19 protein-coding genes are annotated in these 24732 nt (G+C 69.7%); 12 read left to right on the top strand and 7 right to left on the bottom strand.

Going from position 1 to position 24732, the window contains the following annotated elements; all coding sequences use genetic code 11:
- Positions 1 to 59 precede the first annotated feature (59 nt).
- Both AC1U89_RS19360 and pelA read right to left on the bottom strand, forming a co-directional pair.
- Complete coding sequence (locus AC1U89_RS19360; RefSeq protein ID WP_479901283.1) at positions 60 to 2531, bottom strand: TonB-dependent receptor; 2472 nt, start codon at positions 2529 to 2531, stop codon at positions 60 to 62.
- Positions 2532 to 2639: 108 nt separating this feature from the next.
- Positions 2640 to 3953: a pectate lyase gene (pelA, locus tag AC1U89_RS19355; RefSeq protein WP_479901282.1), complete on the bottom strand. Its 1314-nt coding sequence runs from the start codon at positions 3951 to 3953 to the stop codon at positions 2640 to 2642.
- Between the two features lie 138 nt (positions 3954 to 4091).
- On the opposite strand from pelA, the gene AC1U89_RS19350 reads away from it, so the two are divergent.
- Entirely contained in the window at positions 4092 to 4607 is a 516-nt protein-coding gene (locus AC1U89_RS19350) for a hypothetical protein (RefSeq protein ID WP_479901281.1), read from the top strand.
- Here the strand turns inward: AC1U89_RS19350 and pleC are convergent.
- Together pleC and pepN are read right to left on the bottom strand one after the other, a co-directional pair.
- Positions 4604 to 7138, bottom strand: a complete 2535-nt coding sequence (gene pleC / locus AC1U89_RS19345) for a cell cycle histidine kinase PleC (RefSeq protein ID WP_479901280.1) — start codon at positions 7136 to 7138, stop codon at positions 4604 to 4606. The genes AC1U89_RS19350 and pleC overlap by 4 nt on opposite strands.
- Positions 7139 to 7312: 174 nt before the next feature.
- Positions 7313 to 9904 (bottom strand): aminopeptidase N, encoded by a 2592-nt coding sequence (gene pepN, locus AC1U89_RS19340; RefSeq protein ID WP_479901279.1) that lies wholly within the window; start codon positions 9902 to 9904, stop codon positions 7313 to 7315.
- Positions 9905 to 10086: 182 nt separating this feature from the next.
- On the opposite strand from pepN, the gene AC1U89_RS19335 reads away from it, so the two are divergent.
- Genes AC1U89_RS19335 through AC1U89_RS19325 form a run of 3 tightly spaced genes read left to right on the top strand, consistent with a single transcriptional unit; the run spans position 10087 to position 12310 of the window.
- Positions 10087 to 10740 carry an OmpW/AlkL family protein gene (locus tag AC1U89_RS19335; RefSeq protein ID WP_479901278.1) on the top strand — a complete coding sequence of 218 codons (654 nt, stop codon included), beginning with the start codon at positions 10087 to 10089 and terminating at the stop codon, positions 10738 to 10740.
- 51 nt (positions 10741 to 10791) lie between these two features.
- Positions 10792 to 11334 (top strand): YkgJ family cysteine cluster protein, encoded by a 543-nt coding sequence (locus AC1U89_RS19330; RefSeq protein WP_479901277.1) that lies wholly within the window; start codon positions 10792 to 10794, stop codon positions 11332 to 11334.
- Between the two features lie 52 nt (positions 11335 to 11386).
- Positions 11387 to 12310 (top strand): CPBP family intramembrane glutamic endopeptidase, encoded by a 924-nt coding sequence (locus AC1U89_RS19325; RefSeq protein ID WP_479901276.1) that lies wholly within the window; start codon positions 11387 to 11389, stop codon positions 12308 to 12310.
- On the opposite strand, the gene AC1U89_RS19320 is transcribed toward AC1U89_RS19325, so the two are convergent.
- On the bottom strand, positions 12307 to 12876 hold the full coding sequence (locus tag AC1U89_RS19320; protein WP_029915509.1) for a hypothetical protein: 570 nt from the start codon (positions 12874 to 12876) through the stop codon (positions 12307 to 12309). The genes AC1U89_RS19325 and AC1U89_RS19320 overlap by 4 nt on opposite strands.
- Before the next feature lie 138 nt (positions 12877 to 13014).
- Here AC1U89_RS19320 and AC1U89_RS19315 point away from each other — a divergent pair, with 138 nt between their 5' ends.
- From AC1U89_RS19315 to AC1U89_RS19280, 8 genes are all read left to right on the top strand, one after another.
- Positions 13015 to 14130 (top strand): acyl-CoA dehydrogenase family protein, encoded by a 1116-nt coding sequence (locus tag AC1U89_RS19315; protein WP_479901275.1) that lies wholly within the window; start codon positions 13015 to 13017, stop codon positions 14128 to 14130.
- 14 nt (positions 14131 to 14144) lie between these two features.
- Entirely contained in the window at positions 14145 to 15368 is a 1224-nt protein-coding gene (locus AC1U89_RS19310) for an acyl-CoA dehydrogenase family protein (RefSeq protein ID WP_479901274.1), read from the top strand.
- Positions 15369 to 15447: 79 nt separating this feature from the next.
- Positions 15448 to 17157, top strand: coding sequence for a phospholipase D-like domain-containing protein (locus AC1U89_RS19305; RefSeq protein WP_479901273.1), 1710 nt, complete (start codon positions 15448 to 15450; stop codon positions 17155 to 17157).
- Positions 17158 to 17188: 31 nt separating this feature from the next.
- Positions 17189 to 17659 carry a hypothetical protein gene (locus tag AC1U89_RS19300; RefSeq protein WP_479901272.1) on the top strand — a complete coding sequence of 157 codons (471 nt, stop codon included), beginning with the start codon at positions 17189 to 17191 and terminating at the stop codon, positions 17657 to 17659.
- A gap of 215 nt (positions 17660 to 17874) precedes the next feature.
- On the top strand, positions 17875 to 19386 hold the full coding sequence (locus AC1U89_RS19295) for a tetratricopeptide repeat protein (protein ID WP_479901271.1): 1512 nt from the start codon (positions 17875 to 17877) through the stop codon (positions 19384 to 19386).
- Positions 19383 to 20789: a hypothetical protein gene (locus tag AC1U89_RS19290; protein WP_479901270.1), complete on the top strand. Its 1407-nt coding sequence runs from the start codon at positions 19383 to 19385 to the stop codon at positions 20787 to 20789. Before AC1U89_RS19295 ends, AC1U89_RS19290 begins: the two co-directional genes overlap by 4 nt.
- Complete coding sequence (locus AC1U89_RS19285; RefSeq protein ID WP_479901269.1) at positions 20786 to 21319, top strand: hypothetical protein; 534 nt, start codon at positions 20786 to 20788, stop codon at positions 21317 to 21319. Before AC1U89_RS19290 ends, AC1U89_RS19285 begins: the two co-directional genes overlap by 4 nt.
- The gene (locus AC1U89_RS19280) at positions 21313 to 21474 is read left to right on the top strand and encodes a hypothetical protein (protein WP_479901268.1); all 162 of its coding nucleotides are present in this window, start codon (positions 21313 to 21315) and stop codon (positions 21472 to 21474) included. The genes AC1U89_RS19285 and AC1U89_RS19280 overlap by 7 nt, the downstream gene beginning before the upstream one ends.
- 180 nt (positions 21475 to 21654) lie before the next feature.
- Here AC1U89_RS19280 and AC1U89_RS19275 read toward each other — a convergent pair whose 3' ends face one another.
- Together AC1U89_RS19275 and AC1U89_RS19270 are read right to left on the bottom strand one after the other, a co-directional pair.
- Positions 21655 to 23298 carry an amidase gene (locus AC1U89_RS19275; RefSeq protein WP_479901267.1) on the bottom strand — a complete coding sequence of 548 codons (1644 nt, stop codon included), beginning with the start codon at positions 23296 to 23298 and terminating at the stop codon, positions 21655 to 21657.
- 26 nt (positions 23299 to 23324) lie between these two features.
- Positions 23325 to 24110, bottom strand: coding sequence for a thioesterase family protein (locus AC1U89_RS19270; protein ID WP_479901266.1), 786 nt, complete (start codon positions 24108 to 24110; stop codon positions 23325 to 23327).
- Positions 24111 to 24732: the final 622 nt, after the last annotated feature.

The following is a 24732-nucleotide window of genomic DNA, read 5'->3' as shown; positions in this document are numbered from 1 at the left end:
CGACGCGAGCGTGGCCCGCCGACAGGAAGGGGAGGAAACCCGCGGCGGGTCGCTCAGCCCTAGAACGCCGTCGACAGGGTGATGAAGTACTGCCGGGGCGGGATCGGATAGGTGTTGTAGGTGTTGGTCGGCTGGCCGACGACGACCTCCAGGTCGCCCTTCTCGTCGGCCAGGTTGGTGACGTTCAGGCTGATCTTGGGGTTCTTGAACACCGAGCTCGTCGGGGTCTGGAACGTGTAGGACGCCTGCAGGCCCAGCAGGAAGTAGCTGTCGACGCTGAGGTCGTTTGTATAGGTCGCGAAACGCTTGCCGACATAGTCGCCGACCAGCTGGGCGTCGAACGACCCGAAGTGGGCGCTGGCCACGAACTTGTTCAGCCACTCGGGCGAATTGGGCACCGACTTGCCGGCCGTCGGCACCATGACCGGCTTGGTCGGGTCGGTGGTGTTGGTCACCGTCTGGCCGGCCGTGTTGACGTAGCTGCGCGTGGCGTAGTCGTCCTGGTACTTCGAGCGGTTGTAGGACACCGCGTCGTAGAACGAGAAGTGCGAGCCGAAGTTGAAGGTGGCGGCGATGTCGACGCCGTCGGTCTTGACGCTGCCCACGTTCGACAGGATCGCCGCGCCGGCCACCAGCGACGAGATCACCGGCGTGGCGCTGGTCTGCAGCAGGCGGTTCGAGAAGTCGACGTGATAGACGCTGGCCTGCACCTGGAAGCCGGTGATCGGGCCGGCGGTCAGCTCGTGGTGCGAGCGCAGGCCCAGTTCGTAGGTCCAGGCCGTTTCGGGCTTGGCGGTCTGCTTGAACAGGTCGAACGCGGCCTGGCTGCCCAGGCTCCAGGGCGACAGGCCGCCCGCGCCGTAGGTCACGAACTGGCGCAGGTTCTTCTGGATGTTGACGAACAGCTGCTCGTTCTCGGTGGCGTCCCAGATCGCGCCCACCTGCGGCAGGAACCACTCCTTGGTGTCGATCTCGCCGCTCGGCAGCAAGGTCGGGTTGGTGTTGGTCGGGGCGTTCTTCTGCTGGATCGGCACCGTGCCTTCGGCGAACTGCAGGCTGGACTTCACGCCGGCCTGCAGCAGCAGGTCGGGGCGGATTCGCCATTGGTCCTGCACGTGCAGCTGGACGACGTCGTTGTTGATCTGGCTGGCGTACTGCGTGAAGTTCTTGTTGGTCGGGATGTCGTACGGCGTCAGGTCGGTCGACGAGGCGGCGAAGGGATACCAGGCGCGCTGGGTCGACGACTTGTTGTGCTCGTACCAGAGGCCGGCCTGGATCTGGTGGTCGCCCAGGGTCCAGTCGGCGTTCGAGATGAAGCCGCCGCGATTGATCAGGTATTCGGTGGTGCGCACGGCGTAGCCGGTGCCGCCGAACACCGTCTTCAGGTCCTGGTTGGGATAGTAGACCGCGAACAGGGCGGGCAGGCCGGCCTGGTTGATCGGGCCGGCGACCACGCCGCGGCCTTCGTCGTGGTGGAAATAGACCTGGTTCGACCAGGTGACGTTGTCGGCGATCTTGTAGTCGTACTTGACGTAGGCCAGCGCATCCATGCGCTGGGCGGCGCTGTGGTAGTTGCGGAAGTTGTTGCCCGCCGAGGCCGGGGGCGCGCCCGCGTTCGAGAGATAGGCCAGGGCCCCGTCATAGTCCGGATAGAGGAACGGGCGGGTGTAGGGCGTCGACTGGTCGCTGGCGGTGTGGACGTTGGTGCCGACGTTGGGGTGGACGATCGAGTCCTCGTTCGGCTCGACCTTCTTGGAGTAGTCGGCGAAGAGGGTCAGCTTGCCGCGTTCGCCATCGTGCACGAACTTGCCGTTGAACTGGTTACCGCGCTGGTGGGCCTGGAAGTCCCAGGCGCGCTGGTCCTGGTGCAGGAACGAGACGTAGCCCGAGTTGCCGCCGCCCAGGTCGCCGGTCTCCAGGCGCAGGTACATGCGGTTGGCCGCGTAGCTGCCCAGGGTCTGGTTGTACTGGCCGCCGCGCTCGGCCAGCGGGTCGCGCGTGAAGGTCTCGATCGCGCCGCCCAGGTTGCTGGTCGAGGCCACGCCCAGGTCGCCGGCGCCCGACGACAGGATCACGCGGCTGACGTTCTCGCTGATCACGGCGCGCTGGGGCGAAAGGCCGTTGTAGTTGCCGTACTGCTGGTCGCCCAGCGGCACGCCGTCCAGGGTGAAGCCCAGCTGCTGGATGCTGAAGCCGTGCACGAACAGCGAGGTGTTCTGCTCGTTGTTCCCCCACGGATCGGCGGTCTGGTACGAGACGCCCGGCAGGGTCTGGATGGCGCCCAGCGGGTTGATGCCCGGCAGGATCTTCTGCATCTCGACGGCGCCCAGGGTCACGGCCGAGCGCGTGGTCTTGGTCATGGTCACCACCAGGCCCTCGACCGCCGCGTCGTCGGCGGCGGCCGGATCGGCGGCGTTAGCGGCGGGCGAGGCGGCCGTGTCGGCCGGCGCGGCCAAGGCCGGGGCGGCGATCGCCAGGACGCCAAATGCACAGGCCGCCAGCAGCGCCTGGCGGTGCAGTTTCACAGACATGGAAGACCCCCTCCGACCTCAGCCCTCTACGGGCGTTGAAGGTCCGGGGTGTTAGGGCAAGCCTGCGACGCTTCGACGTGGGTTCGACGACGGGTTTGTGACGCCGCCTCAACGGGCCGGCGGATGGGCCTTTTTCCAGACGGCGTAAGCATCCAGCGCCTTTTTTGGGCTGGTGTTGAACCATGCGTAGCCATTCCGGCGCTCGAGGGTCAGCTCGTTGACGTCGTCGTGGATGGTCTTGTCGCGGTCGCCGAAGACCGGCTTGCCCGTGGCGGCGGCGTAGTAGCGGGCCCAGAGCGGGCCGGCGCCCAGCTTGGGCGTCAGGCGGCGGCCGCCTTCGGTGTCTTTGCCGCCGGTCCAGGCCTGGTCCTGGATCGCGTGCGCGGCCAGATAGTCGGCGCCGGCGTGCACGGCCTTGACCAGGGCGGGCGAGGGATCGGGCAGGCTCATCAGATAGACCAGCAGGTCGGCGCTCTCCTCGGTCGACAGTTCGGCCGGCTCGAAGTTGCGGCCCGCGACGGGCTTCAGGGTCAGGGCGTCATGCTGCTGGGCCCAGATCGTGCGCTTGCCGTCGACCACCACCTGGGTGGCCAGCACGCAGGCCACCGCGCGATCGGCGGCGGCGCCCGCCTGCTTGCGCAGGTCGGCCGGCGCGAAGGCGTAGTCGCCCTGGCCCTTGGACACGTCGGTCAGCAGCGAGGCGGCCTCGGTGACGGCGTTGTCGTTGTAGGTGACGGCGTCGTGATAGCCGCCTTCCAGCGGCCAGACCTGGGGCCAGCCGCCGTTCGGGAATTGGGCGGCCAGCAGGTAGCGCGCGCCGCGCAGGAAGCTGGCGCGCCAGGCGTCGCCGTCCTTGCCGGGCGCCTGGCCGGCCACGCGGGCCAGGAAGCGCAGCTCGGTGATCGTGGCGTCGTTGTCCAGCGTGCCGACATAGTTCCAGTGCGGGTCGCGCGGCGTGTCGAAGTCTCCGGCTGCCAGGTACTTGGAGACGTTGTCGGGGGCGTAGGGCTGACCCGGCTGGCGCAGGGCGCCGGTGCGCGGCTGGTTCTTGCTCCAGCCGCCGGCCGGGGTCTGGAAGCTGACGATGACGTCGGCCACGTGGCGGGCCTCTGGCGTGGCGTACCAGGCCGTGTCGCGGTCCAGCGGCATGGCCTTGGGGCCGCCGGGGCCTTCCGCGGGCGGCGGGGGCGTCGGCTGGCCGGGCTTCAGCTCGGCGGCCAGGGCGGCGCGGTCGGCCTGCTCCTGCTTGTCCGAGCGGGCCAGATAGGCCTTCCAGGCCTCGCGGTCCTTTGCGGGGAGGGCGTCGATGCGCGCGGCGCTGATCGCCTGGGCCGGGGTGTTGGTCCCGACGACGGCGGCCTGAGCGGCGCCGCAAAGCAGAAGGGCGCTCAGGGCCAGGGCGGGGAGGGGGCGGAAGGTCATGGGCGGTATCCGACGTTCGGCCGCTTCGGCCGTTCGCGGAACGTCCGCCCAAAGCCTTTCGTGCGCACCCCATTTTTCCGACCAGGTTTACGGGCCGGGGCGGAGCGGCTTTGATCCGGATCGCACGGGAGGGACGCGATGGCGACGCCGGGGGCGGCCGAGATCATGGTCGATGACTTCGCTGATCCGCTGGTCGGTCGCATCGTCGCGTTCCTGCGCGCCGTCGGCATCGCGGTGGACGTCGCCGTGTTGGACGGCGACACCTTCCTGCCCGGTATAGACGTCGCGGCGGGCCGGCTGCGGGTGGACCCCGCGCGCCTGGCCTGGCCCGGCGACCTTCTGCACGAGGCCGGCCATGTCGCCGTCGGCGATCCGGCCMGGCCGGACGAGGGGGTGTCCGACGATCCGGGCGAGGAAATGGCGGCCATCGCCTGGTCCTACGCGGCGGCGCTGGAGCTGGGACTCGCGCCGGAGATCCTGTTCCACGCCGGCGGCTATCGCGGCGGGGCCAGGGCGCTGATCGAGAACTTCGCCGAGGGCGGCTATGTCGGCGTGCCGATGCTGGCCATGTGGGGCCTGACCCATGAACCGCACCGCGCCAAGGCGGCCGGTCTGCGCGGGTATCCGCACATGCTGGCCTGGCGGCGGACCTAGGCCGCCGCGAAGTCGCGCAGCGACGACAGGCCGCTCTGGTTGATCGGCAGGACGAAGCTGACCGTGGTGCCTTCGCCGGGGGTGGAGGTCATCTCCAGCGCGCCGTCGTGCATCTCGACCAGGGACTTGGTCAGGGCCAGGCCCAGGCCGGTGCCCTGGGTGGTCTTGGAGTGCTGGCTCTCGACCTGCTCGAAGGGCTTGGCCAGGCGGGCCAGGTCCTCGGGCGCGATGCCGATTCCGGTGTCGGTGACCGAAACCTTCACGCGCTCGCCCAGCGGGTCGCGGCGCACCTCGGCGCGGACCGTGACGCGGCCGGCGCGGGGCGTGAACTTGATGGCGTTGGACAGCAGGTTCAGCAGCACCTGCTTGACCGCGCGATAGTCGGCCTCGACCTCGGGCAGGGGCGGGAAGTCGATCTCCAGCTTCAGGCCGGCGGACTCGGCGCGGTTGCGCACCAGGCGCACGGCGTCCTCGGTGACGTCTTCCAGGTTCAGCGGCTCGAACTTCAGGTTCATCTTGCCAGCCTCGATCTTCGACATGTCCAGGATGTCGTTGATCAGGGCCAGCAGGTGCTGGCCGGAATTGTGGATGTCGAGGCTGTAGCCCTTGTAGCGCTGGTCGCCCAGCGGGCCGAACATCTCGTTCATCATGATCTCGGAGAAGCCATTGATGGCGTTCAGCGGTGTGCGCAGCTCGTGGGACATGTTGGCCAGGAACTCGCTCTTGGCCTTGTTGGCGCCCTCGGCCTTGACCTTCTCCATCTCGTACTTGCGGGCCAGTTCGGCCAGCTGTTCCTGGCTGCGCTCAAGGCCGGTGACGGCGTACTGCAGCTGCTCCTCGTTGAGGCGGCGGGCCTCTTCCTGGTTCTTGATCGCCGTGATGTCGGCGGCCGTCATCACCAGGCCGCCTTCGGCCGTGCGGCGCTCGCTGATCTGGATCCAGCGGCCGTCGTTCAGCTCGGCCTCGCGCACGCCCTTGGCCCCGTCGGGGGCAGGCTGGTCGTGCTTGATGGCCAGGGCGGCGAAGCGGTTGACCTCGTGGCGCGGCGCGCCCGGCTTCAGCAGCTTGGGCTCCAGGTTGAAGACGTTGCGGTAGTTGCGGTTGCACATCAGCAGCCGGCCCTGGCGGTCCCAGAGGACGAAGGCTTCCGACACGCTCTCGATGGCGTCGCGCAGGCGGTTCTCGGCGGCCTGGGCGCGGGCCTGGGCCAGGCGCTCCTCGGTGACGTCCAGGGCCACGCCGATGATCCGCGAATAGCCGTCCTCGCCGGGCTTGCCGAAGCCCTGGCCGCGGGCGTCGATCCAGATGGCCCGGCCGCCGTCGCGCGAGGGCACGCGGAACGATACGTCGAAGGCGCCGTAGGTGGCGGCGTTGGCCAGGGCCTGGCGGACCTTGTCGCGATGGTCGACCGAAACGCGGTCCAGCAGTTCCTGTCCCGGCACCACGCCGCCGCCGCCCCAGCCGAACATCGCGCCGGTCACGTCGGACATGAACACCTGATCGCCGCTCAGCTCCCACTCCCAGATGCCGCAGCGGGCGGCCTCGACGGCCAGGCGGAAGCGCTGCTCGCTGTCGACGAACTCCTGCTGGGCGGTCTCGACCCGGCGGCTCTGCAGCATCAGCATCAGGGCCAGGGCGATGCCGACGGCCAGCGGGGCCAGCAGCGAGAAGGCGCCTTCCATGACCTGGCGGTCGATGTTGGCCACGGTGCGCGGCTTGGCGGCGGCGGCGGCCAGCAGGTCGCCTTGGGCCAGGGGCTGGATGGCGACGTCGAGGGCCTGGCCGTCGACCGCCTGGCCGCGCAGGGCCGCCGCGCCGTCGCCGATGTCGTCGATCGACAGCGAGAAGGCCTCGCGCAGATTGGTCGCGCCCTGGATCGGACGACCGCCGCCGGCCAGGATGCGGCCGTCGGACAGCATCAGGGCGCCGGCCGCGCCCTTGGCGGGTTCGGCGATCAGGCGGGTCGGGTCGCTGGAGGCGATGACGAAGCCGCGCCCGCCGGCGACCGGCGTGGCCACGGCGACGTAGAGGCGGCCGGCCGCGCCGCCGCCGATCCACAGACTGCGGCCCGAGGCGCCGGCGGTGCGGGCGACGGTCTTCCAGTCGGCCGAGGCGTCACGGCCGGCCACCGCCAGGACGTCGGCCGGACCGACCACGGCCACGGCCATGGCTTCGCCGCCGGCGGCGCGCAGGGCGGTCTCGGCCGCGTCGATCGGATTGTTCGGGTCGCGCTGCAGCAGGTCGGCGGCGGCCGACAGGCCGGCGCGCTGGGCGGCGAGATTGGTCTCGGCGGCGGCGGCTACCAGCTTGGCCTGGGCGGCCAGGGTCGCGCCGCCGGGCGGGGCGTTGGCCTCGTCCTTCAGCCGGTTGATCCCGAACGCGGTGTAGATCGCCAGCAGCAGCAGGGCGGCCAGGATGGCCAGGCGCACATAGGCCTGGGACGGCGACCGCGCGGCGCGCGAGCGGGCCGCGCCCGCCGCCGAAAGACCGGCCCCCGCCAGCCTCCCGGTTCTCGCCCCGCCACGCTCCAACGCCCAATGCTCCAGAAAGCCTCCGGCGAGTCACTTCGCCGACATGGTGAATCTACCGCAGGCGGAAGGGGCGCGTCACCGCCGAACCGTGGTTTTGACAGGGCATGAGCCCTTTAGTCGCAACCGGTCCGCCGGAGAATCGCCTCAGACTCCGTGCAGCGGGACGTCGAGGCCTCAATCCAGGGCGCGGGAGACCAGTTCCAGCACGTTCTTCGACAGGCCTTCGTGCCCCCGGATCCGCTCCAGCTGTTCGCGCATCAGTGCGCCCAGAGCGGGGACATAGCGCCGCCAGGCGCCCAGCGGTTCGACCAGGCGGGCCGCCGTCATCGGGTTGAAGCCATCCACCGCCAGGATCTGGTCGGCCAGGAAGCTGTAGCCGGCGCCGCTCTCGTCGTGGAAACGGGCGGGGTTGCCGCTGGCGAAGCCCTGGACCAGGGCCCGCAGGCGGTTGGGATTGCCGGCGTCGAAGTCGGGATGGGTGGTCAGGGCCAGGATGCGGCCGATCGCGCCTTCGCCGGGATCGCGGGCCTGGGCGGCGAACCACTTGTCCAGCACCAGCGGCTCGTGCCGCCACTGAGCGTGGAAGGCCGTCAGGGCCTTCTCGGCCGGCGGGCCGCCGATCGTCACCAGGGCCGACAGGCCGCCCATGGCGTCGGTCATGTTGGCGGCGCTCTCGAAGTGGCCGACCACGCGCTCGACATTGACCGCGTGCGGGTCGGCCGCCAGCAGGTCGCAGCAGGCGTTGCGCAGGGCGCGCTTGCCGGCCGCCCGGGCGTCGGCCGAGAACTCGCCGCCGCTCTGCAGGTCGCCGTGCAACCGCCGCAGCAGGTCGCCCAGATGGACGGCGATGACGGTCTTGAGGTGATCGCGCGCCGCGTGGATCGCGGCCGGATCGACCGGCTCGACGGCCAGGCTGAGGTCGCCCTCGGTGGGCAGGGCCAGCAGCAGGGCCTTGAAGGCCGGGTCCGAGGCCTCGTCGACCAGGGCCTTGCCCAGGGCGTCGGCGTAGCGCTCCTCGCCGACCTCGTCCGGGGCGCCGGCGGCGCGGCCCAGGATCAGCTCGCGGGCCAGGGTCTGGCCGGCTTCCCAGCGGTTGAACAGGTCCGGGTCGGCGGCGAACTGCACGTAGCGGTCGACGGGCCGGGTGTCCGTGGTCAGGTTCACGGGGGCTGAGAAGCCGCGCAGAGCCGAGATCACGGGCGCGCTTTCGACGCCCTGCCAGCGCACGGTCGTGGCGGCCTGGTCCAGCATCACCACTTCGCTGTCGCGCAGCACCGCGCCGTCGCCGTCCAGCAGGCCGATGGTCACCGGCACGGGCAGGGGGCGCTTGGTCGGTTGGCCGTTGGTCGGGGCGGTCGACTGGGTGAGCGTGATCTCCAGCGCCTTGGCCGCCTCGTCATAGGCGTGGGTCAGCGACACCGCCGGCGTGCCGGCCTGTTCGTACCAGGCGAAGAAGTCGCCCATGTCGCGGCCCGAGGCGTCGGCGAAGCAGGCGATGAAGGCCTCGACCGTGGTCGCCTCGCCGTCGTGGCGCTCGAAATAGAGGTCCAGGCTCTTGCGGAAGGTCGCCGCGCCCAGGATCGTCTTGAGCATCCGGATCAGCTCGGAGCCCTTCTCGTAGATCGTGGCCGTGTAGAAATTGTCGATCTTCAGGTAGCTGGACGGACGCACCGGGTGGGCCAGGGGACCGGCGTCCTCGGCGAACTGGCGGGCGCGCAGGGTCTTCACGTCCTTGATGCGCTGGACGGCCTCGCCGCGCATGTCGGCGCTGAAGCTCTGGTCGCGGAAGACCGTCAGGCCTTCCTTCAGGCACAGCTGGAACCAGTCGCGGCAGGTGATCCGGTTGCCGGTCCAGTTGTGGAAATATTCGTGGGCCACGACGCTTTCGATGCGCTCGTAGTCCATGTCGGTGGCGGTCTCGGGCTGGGCCAGCAGCAGGCTGCTGTTGAAGATGTTCAGCCCCTTGTTCTCCATGGCCCCGAAGTTGAAGTCGCGCACGGCGACGATCATGAACAGGTCCAGGTCGTATTCGCGGCCGAACGCCTCCTCGTCCCACTTCATCGAGCGCTTGAGGGCGTCCAGGGMGTAGGCGGCGCGCGGGGCCTGGCCGGGGTCGACGAAGACCTTCAGGGCCACGGTGCGGCCGCTCATGGTGACGAAGCTGTCCTCCAGCACGTCCAGCTCGCCCGCCACCAGGGCGAACAGGTAGGCGGGCTTGGGGAAGGGGTCGTTCCAGACCGCGAAGTGGCGGCCGCCCGGAAGCTCGCCGGACTCCAGCAGGTTGCCGTTGCTCAGCAGGTGGGCGAAGGCCTTGTCGGCCTCGATCCGCGCCGTGAACCGGCTCAGCACGTCCGGCCGGTCGGGGAAGAAGGTGATGGTCCGGAAACCTTCGGCCTCGCACTGGGTGCAGAACCGGCCGCCGGACATGTACAGGCCCATCAGCGCCTTGTTGGCCGACGGGTCGATCTCGACCTCGGTGGTCAGGGTGAAGCTGTCCGGGACCTGGTGGATCGTCAGGCCCTCGCCGTCGAGGCGGTACTCGTTGGCGCTCAGCGCCTGGCCGTCGATCGCCGCCGAGACCAGCCGCAGCCGCTCGCCATTCAGGAACAGCGGCTCGCCCGCCGCGCCGCTGCGTTTGATCGCCAGCGTCGCCCGGACCCGGGTCGCGCTGGGCTCCAGCTGGAACTCCAGGGCGGTGGTCTCGATCGTGAACGGGAATGGGCGGTAGTCCGACAGGCGGACGGGCTGGGGCGTGTCTGTGCGCATGGCGGCAATGTAGGCGGACGCGGCGTCGGCGGCGAGGGGCCAGGCGCKATAAGTAGTGACCGCAATTCTCGCACGAAAAGTAGGGTTTTGTTCCGGATCAAAGTGGGCGGAACGATCCCGCCGCATCTCCTTGTCGCGAAGGCGTCGCCCGACGCCGGACCACGAGACGAAGGGGATATCCGATGACCGCCATCACCCGCACCGCCCTGGCGCTGGGCGCCGGCCTGCTGCTGGCCTCGACCGCCCACGCCCAGGAAGCCTTCACGCCCAAGGCCAAGGGCGCCTGGATGCTCAATGTCCGCGCCACGCAGGTCAGTCCAGAGGCCGGCGATCCCATCCTCACGGCGAGCGGCGCGGCGACGGGCCTGAAGGCCGAGGTCAATGACGACGTCATGCCGACGATCGGCCTCAGCTACTTCGTCACCGACAAGATCGCCATCGAGGTGATCGCCGGCACGACCCAGCACACCGTGAAGGCCGTGGGGCCAGGGACGGATGTCGAGGTGCACAAGACCTGGGTGCTGCCGCCGGTGGTCTCGGTGCAGTACCACCCCTATCCGGCCGCCCGCTTCAGCCCCTATGTCGGGGCGGGGCTGAACTACATGCTGTTCTACGGCGACAAGGACAAGAACGGCTTCAAGGTGAAGCTGGACGACGGGTTCGGCTACGCCTTGCAGGCCGGCGCCGATGTCGCCCTGACCGGGCGTTACAGCCTGAACATCGATGTGAAGAAGGTCTGGTTCGAGACCGACGCCAGCATCAATGACGGGGCCCTGAAGTCCAAGGTGAAGCTGGACCCGTGGGTCGTCTCGGGCGGGATCGGCTATCGGTTCTAGTCGAGCGCGCCGCCAGCGATTAGAGAGGGCCGGACCGGAAGCGGGGCGGCGATGTCCAATCGGGAATGCGGCGCGTGCGGCCAATGCTGCAAGCTGATCGGCGTGCGGGAGCTTGAGAAGGCTCCGCACGTCTGGTGCCGCTACTACAAGCGCGACAAGGGCTGCGGAATCTACGAGGTCCGCCCCCAGGGCTGCGCCGACTTCGCCTGCGACTGGCTGTTGGACGAGCGCCTGGACGACGCCTGGCGGCCCGACCGCAGCGGCTTCGTGCTGCACGCGGGGCAGGGCGGGCGGACCGTCAATGTCGAGCTCGATCCCAGCCAGCCGACCGCGTGGCGGCGCGCGCCGTACGAGGCCACCCTGCGCGGCTGGGCCGCGGCAGGGGCGGCCGACGGGCTGGAGGTCCTGATCTGGGTGGGGCGGCGCTGCTGGCGGCTGACGCCCACGGGCGGCGAGGTCGACCTGGGCGTCGTACGGCCGCCGGTGGAGTTCACCACCCACGGGCGCCTGCGCCGGCCGGGCTCGGGCCGTGACTGGCCCCCGGCGGCAGAGGAGGCGGCGACGGGCGCCAAGCCTGAACAGTTCTTCACTTGAACCCGGACGCGAACCCGCCAAGGCTCCAGGCTCGTTCCGGGGGAGCCGTGTCATGTCGCCTACAGAAGTTTCGCCGTCGGTCGCCGGGCTCGACATCGGCTCGCGTCGCGTCCTGCATCCCGGGCCGCTGCGCTGGTTGCGGTCGCTGGGCTGGGGAGCGGCGCTGTTCGTCCTGTTCGGCTTCATCTACGGCCTTCTAGCCTTCGTCACCTCGCCCGACCGCGCCTTCATGGCCCCAGCGCCGGGCGCCCTGCTCACGGCCGTGGTCAGCGTCGCCGCCCTGGGCCTCTACGCGCTCCTGACCAAGGGAGCGGAGGCGCGCTGGCCCGGCGAACTGGCGTTGAAGCAGGCCGCCTGGGAACTGCTGGTCGGCGTCGGGCTGGGCGTGGCGATGATGGTCGTGGTGGTCGGGGCGCTGGTGTTCTCGGGCCTGTACGAGATCACCGGACCGCGCGCGGCGTCGCCCTGGGAGATGATCGGCGTCGCCATCTCCTCGGGCAGCTTCGAGGAGCTGATGTTCCGGGCGATCCTGCTGCGGCTGCTGATGCGCGCCTTCGGGGCGTGGCCGGCCCTGGCGGTGTCGGCGGCGTTCTTCGGCCTGGCGCACCTCGGCAACCCCAACGCCAGCCCGATCGCGGCGATCGCCATCGCGGTCGAGGCCGGCCTGATGCTGGCCTCGTTCTACCTGCTGACCGGCCGGCTCTGGGTGTCCATCGGCGTGCACGCGGCGTGGAACTTCACTCAGGGCTGGATCTTCGGCGCGCGGGTGTCGGGCCTTCCCGTCAAGCAGAGCCTCTATCTCAGCACGCCCAAGGCCGGCGCGCCCGACTGGCTGAGCGGCGGTCCCTTCGGCCCGGAGGCTTCGGTCCCGGCCATGGTGGTGGGCACCGCCGTGGCGGTGGCGGTGCTGTACTGGGCGTGGAAGCGGGGCAACTTCAAGCCGGCGCCCGACGCGCCGACGATCGAGGCGACCTAGCCCGCCTCGACCACCCCCGGCGCGGCTTCGGCCGCGGCCGGCACTTCGTGGAGGGCCCGTTCGATCGCCGAGGCGCGCTGGGCCAGGGCCACCAGGGCCGGCGGGGCGTCCTCGGGGCTGTCGGCGGCCAGCTCGACCAGCTGGCGGGCCAGGGCGTGTAGCTGCGGCGCGGCGGCGATCAACCGGGCCTGGAACTCGATCTTGCGCGGGTCGCGATCATATTCGGCGCCCGGCGTGCGCCAGCCGCCCCAGTCGTTGGGATCGGTGACCACCACCGGATAGGTGCCCGGATAGGGGTGGTGCAGGCAGTCGCTCTCCTGCTGCCACTTGTTGCGGGCCCGCAGGATGCGCCAGTTGGCGGTGGCCGCCGCGCCGGCCTCGTCGATGCGGTCTTCCGGCTTCAGCTCGCTGGCCTGGAACTCGCGGCCCAGGCCGACGTCGTAGGTGACGCGCACGGGTTCGTCGAAGCCCTTGGCCCAGACGGGCACGATCTTCTCGATCGTGGCCCAGGCGCCGACGCTCTCGACCCACACCTTCTGGTTCCGCTGGAAGACGGTCTTGGCCACGCACACGTTCTCTCTGAGTTCGGGGCCGCCATAAGAACCTGAAATCCTTGACGCGAGGTCAATCTTTCCCTCGGGCGAACGATCGTTCATCGTGCTTTCCGACGCCGCCTCAAGAGCGGTCCAAGGGAGGAAATCCTCGTGGATTTCGACTATTCGGACGATCAGAAGTTCCTCAAGGACGAGGCGCGCAAGTTCCTCGCCGCCCGCTGCCCGTCGACGGTGGTGCGCGGCGTGCTCGACGATCCGGCCAGGAGCTATGACGACGGTCTCTGGGCCGCCGTTGCCGAGCAGGGTTGGCTCGGCGCGGCCATTCCCGAGGACTACAACGGCCTGGGCCTGGGGCGGGTGGAGCTGTGCGCCATCGCCGAGGAGCTGGGCCGCGCCGTGGCCCCGATCCCCTTCGCCTCGACGGTCTATGTCCTGGCCGAGGCCGTGATGGCCCACGGCAGCGACGCCCAGAAGGCCGCCGTCCTGCCGCGCATCGCCGCCGGCGAGCTGATCGGCTGCCTGGCGACCTCGGAAGGGCCCGGCGTGGTCACCCCCTCGTCGCTGCAGGCCAAGGTCGAGGGCGGCAAGCTGTCGGGCGTCAAGATCCCGGTCACCGACGGCGACGCGGCCGGCATGGCCCTGGTCCTGGCCAACGAGGGCGGGCGTCCCGGACTGTTCCTGGTCGATCTGAAGGCCAGCGGCGTCAAGGTCGAGACCCTGCAGAGCCTGGACCCGACGCGCGGCGTGGCCCGCCTGACCTTCGACGGCGCCAGCGCCGACCGGCTGGGCGAGGCGGGGGAGGGCTTCGCGCTGGTGCAGGCGATCCTCGACCGGGCCGCCGTGCTGCTGGCCTTCGAGCAACTGGGCGGGGCCGACCGCTGCCTGGAGATGGCCAAGGAATACGCCCTGGGCCGCTACGCCTTCGGCCGGACGATCGCCGGATACCAGGCGATCAAGCACAAGCTGGCCGACATGTACGTCAAGAACGAGGTCGCCCGCTCCAACGCCTATTACGGGGCCTGGGCCCTGAACGTTGACGCGCCGGAGCTGCCGACCGCCGCCGCCGCCGCCCGCATCGCCGCTTCGGACGCCTTCTGGTTCGCCAGCAAGGAAAGCGTCCAGGTGCACGGCGGCATGGGCTTCACCTGGGACGTCGACTGCCACCTCTACTACCGCCGCTCGCGGCAGCTGAGCCTGGTGGCCGGCTCGCCCAAGCTCTGGAAGGAGCGGCTGGTGAGCGAACTCGAGAAGAAGAACGCGGCTTAAGGGACCTGAAGATCATGGATTTCAACGACTCCCCCGAAGAAGCCGCCTATCGCGAGAAGGCCCGCGCCTGGCTGGCCGAGGCCGCCGCCGCCCATCGCGCCGAGCATGGCGATCCCAAGCCCACCACGCCCGAGCACATGGCGGCCGGCAAGGCCTGGCAGGCCCGCAAGGCGGCGGCCGGCTACGCCTGCATCACCTGGCCCGCGGCCATCGGCGGGGGCGGCGGCACGCCGATCCAGTCGGTGATCTTCGGCCAGGAAGAGGCCAAGGCCGGCGTCTCCTACGGCTACTTCACCATCGGCCTGGGCATGTGCGTGCCCACCGTCATGGCCTTCTCCGACGACGCCACCAAGCAGCGCTTCGTCTCGCCGGCCGTGAAGGGCGAGGAGATCTGGTGCCAGCTGTTCTCGGAACCCGCAGGCGGCTCGGACGTGGCGGCGCTGCGGACCCGGGCGGTCAAGGACGGCGACGACTGGGTGATCAACGGCCAGAAGGTCTGGACCACCGGCGCCCACTATTGCGACTACGGCATCCTGCTGACCCGGACCGATCCCGATGTGCCCAAGCACAAGGGCCTGACCATGTTCTGGATCGACATGCGTGACGCCGCGGTCGAGTGCCGGCCGATCCACCAGATGTCGGGCGGCCGCGAGTTCAACGAGGTCTATTTCACCGACCTGCGGGTCAAGGACAGCCAGCGCCTCGGCGAGGTCGGGCAGGGCTGGCAGGTGGCCCTGGTCACCCTGATGAATGAGCGCCTGGCCGTCGGCGGCTCGGCCGGTCCGGACTACCGCCAGGTGATGGAGCTGGCCCGCGGCCTGCAGGGCGCCAACGGTCCAGCGCTCAAGGACCAGGCGTTCCGCGAGAAGCTGGCCGACTGGTACGTCAACTCCCAGGGGCTGAAGTTCACCCGCTTCCGGACCATGACCGCCCTGTCGCGCGGCCAGACGCCGGGGCCGGAGAGCTCGATCGGCAAGATCATCTCGGCCAACCAATTGCAGGACCTGGCCAACACCGCCGTGGAGGCCGAGGGTGAGTACGGGATCCTGACCGACCCGGCCCTGGCCCCGATGGAGGCGGCCTTCCAGCAGAGCCTGATGTGGGCCCCGGGCCTGCGGATCGCCGGCGGCACCGACGAGATCCTCAAGAACATCATCGCCGAACGCGTCCTGGGCCTGCCCGGCGATGTGCGGGTCGACAAGGACGTGGCCTTCAAGGACATGCCGACCGGGCGGTGACCGGGGTTCATCGAACATGACTCGCCTTTAAAGTGCGTCTCGTCCATCCTCCCGCGAAAGATCACGGGAAGGGTGGGCGATGCGCGCGAGAGCTTCGAAGGACGGCCTGACGGTCAGGATCATCGCGGGGACCCATGCCGTCCTCCTGGCCTTCGATCTCGCCGACGCACGGCGGGCCGGCTGCCTGGGCTTTTCCATCGAACGCACCGACGTCGAGACGGGCGACCGGCGCTGGCTGCCCAACTCGCTGCGGTTCCTGAGCGACCCGCGCGCCGAGCAGGTGACGACGGCCCGGGCTCCGCTGCAGAAGTTCCGCTGGGGCGACTACACCACCGAGCCGGGCCGGCTCTACCGCTACCGCGTGGTCGCCCGCTACGGAACGCCCGCCGACATCATCGCCCAGGGCCTGCTGGCCGAACGCCCCGGCGGCTTCGACGTGATCTCCGGCGGCGTGGCCCTGGAGCTGCGCACCGAGGATTGCCGCAACGAGGCCACCTCGGTCTTCTTCAACCGTGGCGCTGCGGCCAGCCAGGCCTATGTGAACCGGTTCGGCGACAACGATCCCGACCTCATCCCCGACGCCTTGACCTGGCTGTCGCGCGGGCTGGAGGAAGCGCTGGTCGCCTTCATCGCCAAGGCCGATGGGGCCGACCACGCCCTGCACGGTTGCATCTACGAGTTCGAGAAGCCCACCCCGATCAAGGCGCTGATCCAGGCCCAGGGGCGGGGGGCCGAAGTGCACATCGTCTATCACGCCCGAGCCGGCGGCAACACGAAGGCCGAGAACGAGCACGCGATCCAGAGCCTGGGCGTCACCTTCCCCACCACGGCCCGCACCAAGGGCTCGGCGATCATGCACAACAAGTACCTGGTGCTGCTGAAGAAGGACGCGACGGGCGTCCTCAAGCCGATCGCGGTGTGGACCGGCGGCACCAACTGGACCGAGGGCGGAATCTACGGCCAGTTGAACGTCGGCCACGCGGTCTACGACGCGGCGGTGGCCGAGCGCTACGAGGCGGGCTTCCAGGTCCTGACCCAGGACCTCAGCATCGACGAGACCCAGGCCAAGAACGACGTGATCACGCCCGTCCCGGCCTCGCGCGATGCGGTGGCCCATGGGGCGACGCCGCTGTTCTCGCCGCAGAACGGTCTGTCGATGATCGATCTCTATGCCGACATCTGCAAGACGGCCAAGGTGCTGATGGTCAGCGCGCCGTTCGCCCTGCACGAGCGGATCCGCAACGTCCTGCAGTCGCCCACCGACGGCGCCATGCGCTTCATGCTGGCCGACAAGGAGGGCTCGTACGGCGCGAAGGGCGAGATCGACAAGCTGAACGCCGACCTCGGCAACATGGCCGCCGTGGCCAAGCCCTACGAGGGCCTGAAGCTGGCCGACTTCCAGAAGCGCAAGCTGGACCGCGACCGGCTGATGGTCGACGAGAGCTTCCACCACGCCGGCATCCACGTGCACTCCAAGATCATCCTGGCCGACCCGTTCGGTCCGGACCCGGTGCTGGTCACGGGTTCGGCCAACTTCTCGACCAACTCGACGGTCAGCAATGACTCGAACGTTCTGGTCTTCCGGGGCGACACGGCCGTGGCCGACGTCTACGTGGCCGACTTCATGCGGATGTTCGAGCACTACTGGTTCCGCTCGCGCAAGGACGAGAAGCTGCAGGCCAACCAGGTCTTCGCCCTCAAGGACGACGACAGCTGGTCGGTGAAGTACTTCACGCCGGGAACGCGGGAACAGCGCGACCGGCTGTCCTTCCTGGGGATGAACACCTAGTCTGCCGGTTCGACGAACCGGGGGAGACTTCATGGGCCAGACGAACCGCTCGCGCGTTCCCGCCGTCTGGTCGGGGAGCTTCGCCGATCGGTTGGTGGTCGATTGCCCGGCCTGCGGCGGCAAGGCCGTCATCCGGGTCACCGAACCTGTCGAACGGCAGGGCGAGTTGATATTCGCCGCCCGGCGCCTCGTCTGCGAAGCCTGCGGACTGAACCGAGAGCGACCGAGGACACCCAACGGTACGCCCGCCGATCCCTTCATGGGCAGCCCGCCGCGCCTGCGGGCCGAGACGCGTCATGGGACGCTGATCGCCCGGAACGAAGACCATCTCGACTATCTCGAGCGCTATCTGTCCGGCGGACTGCGCGAGGAGAGGCCGGCGCCGGACATCTGGGTCCGCAACACCTCGATCGTGTCGCGCCTGCCGGCTTGGGCCAAGGCGGCCAAGAATCGCGACGAGGTCCTCAAGGCCATCKACCGGGTCCGCCGCGAGCGGCTCTGACCGCCTTCCGGCCCGTCCACTGGACTTGACCCAAAGTCCCGCGAAAACAAGCGTCACCATGACTGAAAACCTAGGGATTCCCCTGAGGCGGGAATCCTTCTGTGGGCACTTTCATGACGGTCTCGCGAACGACGTTCCATGAGCTTGACAGTCCTTACGGCCAAGCACATGAGTGACTTGTAGAACATGGTTAACGCGCGTGCTGAGGGGGAGCGATGCACGAGACCAGCAATGCTGTTTCTCCTCTCGCCGCCCTCAAGCGTGGGCTGGCGTATCTGGTCGATCATCGGGCCACGCTGATCCGTCGCGTGCCGGTGGCGGCTGTTGTCGCCGTCGTGGTGATTCCGCTCGTCGGCTGCGACACGGGGCCCAGCTTCCTGTTCCACAAGCGCGCCAGCGCCTGCCCCCGGCCCCAGGCCGCGCAAGGGGTTTCCGGCCAGTTCAATCAGCAGCAGCAGGAAATCCGCGCGCTGCGCCAGGGCGGCTTCCGCGGCGATTTCTTCGCCCAGCTGGAGCTGGCCCGCCGCTACGAGGGCCAACGCGCCGTCGACAAGAACCTGGAAGATCCGGTCGAGGCGGCGGTCTGGTACGCCATGGCCCTGGCCAATTCCGGCGGCTATTCGCCGATCGCGGCCTATGAGCGTCGCGGCGGCAAGGACCAGGGACCGCTGTCCAGGTTCGACGACTGCCGGGCCTTCGAGCGGCACGCCGCCTACGGCGCGCTGGACCGTCTTTTGTCGCGGATGTCGACCGAGGAACGCGAGAAGGTCCGCAACCGCGTGATCTACATACTTTCCACCCAGGGGGCCGACGGCTACCGGGCCCTGGCCCGCATGCACGACGGCTTCTTCGGCCCGTTCGGCGAGCCGTCCGACAACCCGCAGGCCATCGAGGCCTACGGCTCGGCCAAGCGCATGGGCGCGCCGGCCGCCCTGGACCTGTTCCGCCGCAACGACGTCGACGCCTATCTGTACAATTACCTGGCCGTGCAGACCGGCGATGTGTCGGCCTATGTGATGCTGAAGGACTTCGAGCGCTCGTCGCCGCAGCGTGCCTCGTACGGCGGCTTCGTCGAGACCAAGGCCAAGCGCTGGATCCCGCCCTACGAATTCTATCCGCCCGAATCGCCCGACAGCGGCGTGCCGCATTCCGACGAGAGCGATCCGTCGGGCGACGCCAAGGAAGCGGCCCTGGCACGGCTGAACGAACTGCCGTTCGTGCACATCGGCGAGGCCCTGGCCTATCTGCGGGTGATCCCGGCGCCGGTGCTGGACGAGCACATGCTCAGCGTCAACGACGCCCAGACCTTCCAGGCCATGATCGGCCGGCCGATCACCGGCCGCCTGTCGGGCATCGAGAAGGTGCGGGCCGTCCAATACGCGGCGGTCAACGGCTCGTCCAAGGCCCAGCTGGTCCTGGCGGTCATGTACTCCGAGGGCGTGGGCGTGCCGCGCGACTACGCCCGGGCCTATCACTGGTACGAGGAGGCCGAACGCCAGGGCTCGGCCGAGGCCAAGTACGCCATGTCGACCTTCTTCTCGCTGGGCCTGCAGGGCGTGGCCGACCAGGACCGGGCCAAGGCCGTGGTCTACCAGCTGGACGGCGCCCTGGCCGGCTTCAAGCCGTCGGTCTGGCGTCTGCAGCAACTGCTCTCCCAGGTCTCGCGTCCGCCGCGCGCCTCCGGTGAGCCGCGGCCTCTGCCCTATGCCGAAAGGGACTATCGATGATCCGCCCCCGTCAGCTCGTCGGAGCCCTGGCGGCCTGGGGTCTGGCGCTCGGCGTCGCGCCGCAGGTCGCCGTCGCGGGCTCGCCCGACGCCAAGATCGACCAGCAGATCCGCCCGTGCTTCGGCCTGCTGCTGGAGCCGAACCTGTCCAAGGGCTGCGGAACCCGACACTACCGCAAGTACAAGCCGCGCTACGGGTACGGCAACGGCGGCTACGGCCGGGGCGGCGGGCGCTATCACACCTTCGTCGACTGCGATCGGGCCTATCCGGGCGAGGTCAGCGACGCGCTGGAGCGGCTCTATGAGGGCGGCACCCTGACCCTGCGTTCGCGCGGCGGCGGGGCCTGCGTGGACTCGCTGAACATCACCCGCTCGGTGACCATCGAGGTCGACGGCTATGTCCCGTCGCGCGGCCGGCCGATCCTGGCGGCGGCGATCGACCAGCCCTGCATCCGCATCGCCCCGGGCGTGGGCTATGTGGTGATCGAGGGCGTGGGCATCGACGCCATGCGCGCCGGCGCCAACTCGTGCATCACCGGCCGCGCCACCGAGCTGGCCCTGAAGGACGTGGTCGTCCGCTACGACGGCGAAGGCTCGGCCCTGGATCTCAGCGACAGCCGCCTGGAGGTCGCCAACACCACCTTCATCGGCCGCACGCGCCAGGCGGTGGTCAAGGCGACCGGCACGGTCATGGCCGACAATGTCGAGGTCGCCGCCACCGCCATCGGCGCGGCCTTCGAGGCCGGCGACGACAGCCGCATCCGCGACATGCGCGTCGTCCGCCTGGGCGACTGGACCGGCTCCAGCCGCAGCCGCAACTCGGCCGGCTTCGTGCTGGCCGGCATGAACCGCTCGCAGCTGGTGCAGATCGAGGGCCTCTATGTCGACGGCTTCTCGCGCGGCATCTATGTGGGCGGCGGCGACGAGACGACCCTGCTGCGCCCCGTGGTCCGCGACAGCGACTGGGCCGTGGTGCTGGAGAACGCCGACCTGCGGGTGCTGGACGGCAAGCTGGAAGCCACCGACGTCGGCATCTACGCCGGTTCGGGCACGGTCTACGCCGCCGACAACGCCATCGCCGGGGTGATGCGCGCCGKCCTGTTCGCCGACAACGGCGCCCAGGTGCGGGCCCGCGACAACCGCGTCTACGCCAAGCCAGGCGGCTGCGAAGCCCTGATCACCGGCTATTTCGACGGCAAGCTGACCTGCCAGCCGTGGTTCGAGGGGCCGGAGCTTTTCCGTACGCCCCGCGACCGGGCTCGCCAGGACTTCGACGGCTACTGGCCCCAGCCGATCGTCACGGCCGACGTCGCCACGCCCGCCCTGGCCGGCGGACCGGTCGGCCCAGGCTCGCCGCAGCCCTATGTCCCGTCCACTCCTCAGCAAGGGGGATCCCCGCGATGAGCAAGCTCGCCGTCGGCCTGATGGCCGCCCTGGTCGCCTCGACCAGCCTGGTCGGCGTCGCCTCGGCCCAGGACCGGGTCCTGGCCGGGACCGGTCCCGCCAGCCGTCCCATGCCCTGCGGCGCGCCCCTGACCGGCGAGGCGCCCGACGTCATGACCTATGACCGCGCCACCGGCACCCAGGTGTTCGTTGGGGGCAAGGGCCAGACCGAGGTCAGCGCCTTTAACCGCGACACCGGCTCGTCGGCCGCCCTGCGCGGCGATCTCAGCCGGCCGGGCGTCACCGAGTCCTGCGCCGTCGACCGCCTGTCGGGCGACGCCTATCGCGTCAGCTCCAGCGGACCGGGCGACATGCAGGTCACCGGCCGCACCGGCGAGACCGGCGAACGCTGGGCGTTCCGGGCCCCGGACGGCTCGACCCAGTATTGGGACCCGCGCGGCGACAACCGCTGCTTCCGCCAGGGGCTGGGCCTCGGGCCGAAAGGCGAGCTGGGCTCGGGTCCGCGCGGCGACGGACGCGGCGGATGCTGAGGACGACCCTGCTCCTGGGCGGCCTGGCCCTGGCCTTGTGCGGCTGCGCGCATCGCTACTATCCGCCCCCGCGCACGCCGCCGGCCCCGTCGCCCGACATCTCGCGGGTGACGCCGCCTCCGCCGCCGATCGATAAGATCCGGCCGAAGGTCTGAACCTTGACCCCTCTCCCATGGGGAGAGGGAGGGACCCAAGCGAAGCTTAGGAGGGTGAGGGGGTTCTGAGTTGGTCGGCGTGCCGGCAGAGCCTTCGCGTGGAATCGGTGAGGGTGTAACCCCTCACCCTCCCAACCGCTTCGTGGCCGGGCCCCTCCCTCTCCCTCTGGGAGAGGGCGTCTATGGCGCCACCGTCGGCAGGAACTTCGGGTCCTTGCGTTTCTGCGTCGCCTGTTCGTAGGCGAAGCCCAGGTTCAGCAGCCGCGCCTCGCTCCAGGCCGGACCGATGAAGCTCAAACCCACCGGCAGGCCGCCCACGTCGCCCATCGGCACGGTCAGGTGCGGATAGCCGGCCACGGCGGGCAGGGTGGTGGACGAGCCGCCGTAGTGGTCGCCGTTCAGCGGATCGATGGTCCAGGCCGGGCCGGTGGTCGGGGCGACGATGGCGATCGCGCCGGTGTCCTTCAGGATCTTGTCGATGCCCTCCGGACCCGCAAGGCGCTTGGCGTCGGCGGCGGCCTTGATGTACTCCGGATCGTCATAGCCTTTGGTGGCCTGGGCCTTCTCGAAGCTCTCCTGGCCGAACCATTCCAGCTCCTTCGGGGTCGCCTTGTTGAAGGCGATCAGGTCCTCCAGCGTGCGGGTCTTGACCTTGGCCGGGTCGGTCGAGGCCAGGTAGGCGTTCAGGTCGACCTTCAGCTCGGTGTACAGCACCACGCCCTCGGCCTTGCCGATCGGGCCCTCGTCGAAGTCCTTCACGTCGACCAGGGTCGCGCCCTGGGCCTTGAGGTCCTTCAGCGCCTGTTCGAACACCGCGTCCGTGCCCGGCGAATAGCCGGTGTAGAAGCGGGCGACGGCCAGGGTCACGCCCTTCAGGGCGTCCTTCGACAACCCCTTGGCGTAGTCGGTCTTGCGGGCGTCGGCCTCCTTGGTCGCCGGGTCGGCGGGGTCCGAGCCGGCGATGGCGGTCAGCACCAGGGCCGCGTCGGTGACCGTGCGGGTCATCGGGCCCGCGGTGTCCTGGCTGTGGCTGATCGGCACGATGTGGGTGCGCGACACCAGGCCCACGGTGGGCTTGAGGCCGACCAGGCCGTTTATCGCGGCGGGGCAGGTGATCGAGCCGTCGGTCTCGGTGCCGATCGCCGCCGGGGCCAGGTAGGCCGCCACCGCCGCGCCCGAACCGCTGGACGAGCCGCAGGCGCTGCGGTCCAGCACATACGGATTGCGAACCGTGCCGCCCACCGCGCTCCAGCCGCTGATCGAGTGGTTCGAGCGGATGTTGGCCCATTCCGACAGGTTGGTCTTGCCCAGGATCACCATGCCGGCGTCGGTCAGTCGCTTGACCAGCGGGGCGTCGCGGTTGGTGACATTGTCCTTCAGGGCCAGGGAGCCGGCGGTGGTGGCCGTGTCGTCGGCGCTTTCGATGTTGTCCTTCAGCAGGATCGACACGCCGTGCAGCGGCCCCCGGACCTTGCCGGCCTGGCGCTCGGCGTCCAGCGCCCGGGCGTCGGCGAGGGCGTGCGGGTTCAGGGCGATGACGGCGTGGAGCTTGGGGTTGTGGATGTGATAGGCCCAGAGCAGGTACAGGACCTCGTCGTTCGCGGTGGACCTGCCGCGGCTCAGCCTGGCCTGCGTCTCGGTGACGGAGCCGCCACGCGGCATGATGTCGAAGTCGCGGGGCCCCGCCAGGGACTTGAGGAACTCGTCCGGCGTCTTGGCGTCCATGACGCTCGACTTTGGAGGGACCGGGGCCGCCAGCGAAGGCGTCGCGCACGACAGGAGCGCGGCCATAGCGCCGCCGATCAGCAAGGTCTTCCGAGTCACGCGTTGTCCCCCAACTTGGCCAGTCCTCAGATGAACACCGCCACGTTCTGCCGCGCAACGATCAACGGCGTTCCGGCGGCGTCCCACAGGTGCATCTCCTGGGTCGAGTAGCCGTCGGCGATGGTTTCCGCCCGGCTGCGCAGCAGTCGCCAGCCGTCGTCGTTCGCGTCCGGCAAGCCCACGATGTCGAGGGCCCAGGTCATGGTCGAGATCGGGCCGAAGGTCCGGAACAGGGTCATGGCCGGGGGCGGCGGGGTGTCGGCCAGGGCGACCAGGGCCGACAGCGAGCGGGCGGCCGGGTCGCGATGCCGGATCCACAGCAGATATTCCGGAGCCTCGCCCGACAGCGGCCGCGCCCCGCCGGCCATGCGCACCTCGAACTGGCCGGTGAAGTTGGGACCGCCGCGCCCGCCGGGGAAGAAGAGGTCGCAGGCCTCGGGCGGGGCCACGGCCGGGCAGGGGACCTCGCCGTAGGCCACCACCGAAGCCCGGGCCGCGCCGAAGGTCAGCACGCCGTGCGTCGCCACGCCCTGCTCGCCCACCAGGTCGACGGCGACGAACAGGGTCGACTTGCCCTGGCGCAGCGGCCTGACCTGGATCGCCAGCTCGCCCGCCGCCGGCCCGACGAAGGCGAATTGGGCCGAACGAAGGGGCGGAGCGTCGGGGAAGGTCCGCTGGGCCGCCTCGACGCACAGCGCCGCGCTGAGCCCGCCGTAGGTGGTGCGGCCCTGGCGCCAGTCGTCGGTGACCTGGGCCGTGAAGCCGGCGTCGGTACGGGTCATGGCGGCGAGGAGGTCGGTGTAGGAGGTCACGCTGTGGGCCCTGGATTGTTTCGCATGCGAAGGTTCGTTTTCTTTCGCTACGGAAGTCAAGGGCGTCCCTCCCCCTGTGGGGGAGGTGATCGCGCAGCGATYGGTGGGGGGAGTTTTAGGATCGGTCCGGGTTGTGGCCATCCGCTGATCACTCCCCCCTCCGGCCTTCGGCCACCTCCCCCACAGGGGGAGGGGCTTTGATKACGCGGCTTCGCGCTCCCACGCTTTCGCTGTGAGCTGATGGAAAGGGCCGCGGAGCGCCGGACATCGTCCGGAAGAAATTAGAGAATACCGTTTCGACGAAGCCCGATCGCTCCGCGCGGTCGTTATCCGGAAGCGCGGCGGCGCTGAGCCCTGTTCGAACCTCGCCCCCTTGAAGCCTCCGACGGGCGGGCTGGATCAACGATCTCCAGTCCCGGACCGCGAGCATGTCACCGCCCGCCTGCTGCTCGATCGACCCTCACGTCACGTCGTATCTGTGGACCACGCCCGACCGGCACCAGAGACATGAGGTTGTTCCGGCCCCTACCGAACGCGGACCGGATCCGACAGAGCTTCCCGCTMGATCGCCCCCGCCGCCGCATCGGTCGCTGGCCATGCGCCCTTTCCCGCGTCGAGGTGG

It is taken from the genome of Caulobacter sp. 05T431, assembly GCF_056665975.1.
Note: the sequence above shows the minus strand (reverse complement) of the source record. Positions and strands in the feature narration are given on the sequence as shown.

What these genes read in the sequence shown, in the direction of transcription:
- AC1U89_RS19360 (WP_479901283.1), bottom strand. Translation starts at nt 2,531, where the DNA reads ATGTCTGTGAAACTGCACCGCCAGGCGCTGCTGGCGGCCTGTGCATTT.
- pelA (WP_479901282.1), bottom strand. Translation starts at nt 3,953, where the DNA reads ATGACCTTCCGCCCCCTCCCCGCCCTGGCCCTGAGCGCCCTTCTGCTT.
- AC1U89_RS19335 (WP_479901278.1), top strand. Translation starts at nt 10,087, where the DNA reads ATGACCGCCATCACCCGCACCGCCCTGGCGCTGGGCGCCGGCCTGCTG.
- AC1U89_RS19330 (WP_479901277.1), top strand. Translation starts at nt 10,792, where the DNA reads ATGTCCAATCGGGAATGCGGCGCGTGCGGCCAATGCTGCAAGCTGATC.
- AC1U89_RS19325 (WP_479901276.1), top strand. Translation starts at nt 11,387, where the DNA reads ATGTCGCCTACAGAAGTTTCGCCGTCGGTCGCCGGGCTCGACATCGGC.
- AC1U89_RS19310 (WP_479901274.1), top strand. Translation starts at nt 14,145, where the DNA reads ATGGATTTCAACGACTCCCCCGAAGAAGCCGCCTATCGCGAGAAGGCC.
- AC1U89_RS19305 (WP_479901273.1), top strand. Translation starts at nt 15,448, where the DNA reads ATGCGCGCGAGAGCTTCGAAGGACGGCCTGACGGTCAGGATCATCGCG.
- AC1U89_RS19295 (WP_479901271.1), top strand. Translation starts at nt 17,875, where the DNA reads ATGCACGAGACCAGCAATGCTGTTTCTCCTCTCGCCGCCCTCAAGCGT.
- AC1U89_RS19285 (WP_479901269.1), top strand. Translation starts at nt 20,786, where the DNA reads ATGAGCAAGCTCGCCGTCGGCCTGATGGCCGCCCTGGTCGCCTCGACC.
- AC1U89_RS19280 (WP_479901268.1), top strand. Translation starts at nt 21,313, where the DNA reads ATGCTGAGGACGACCCTGCTCCTGGGCGGCCTGGCCCTGGCCTTGTGC.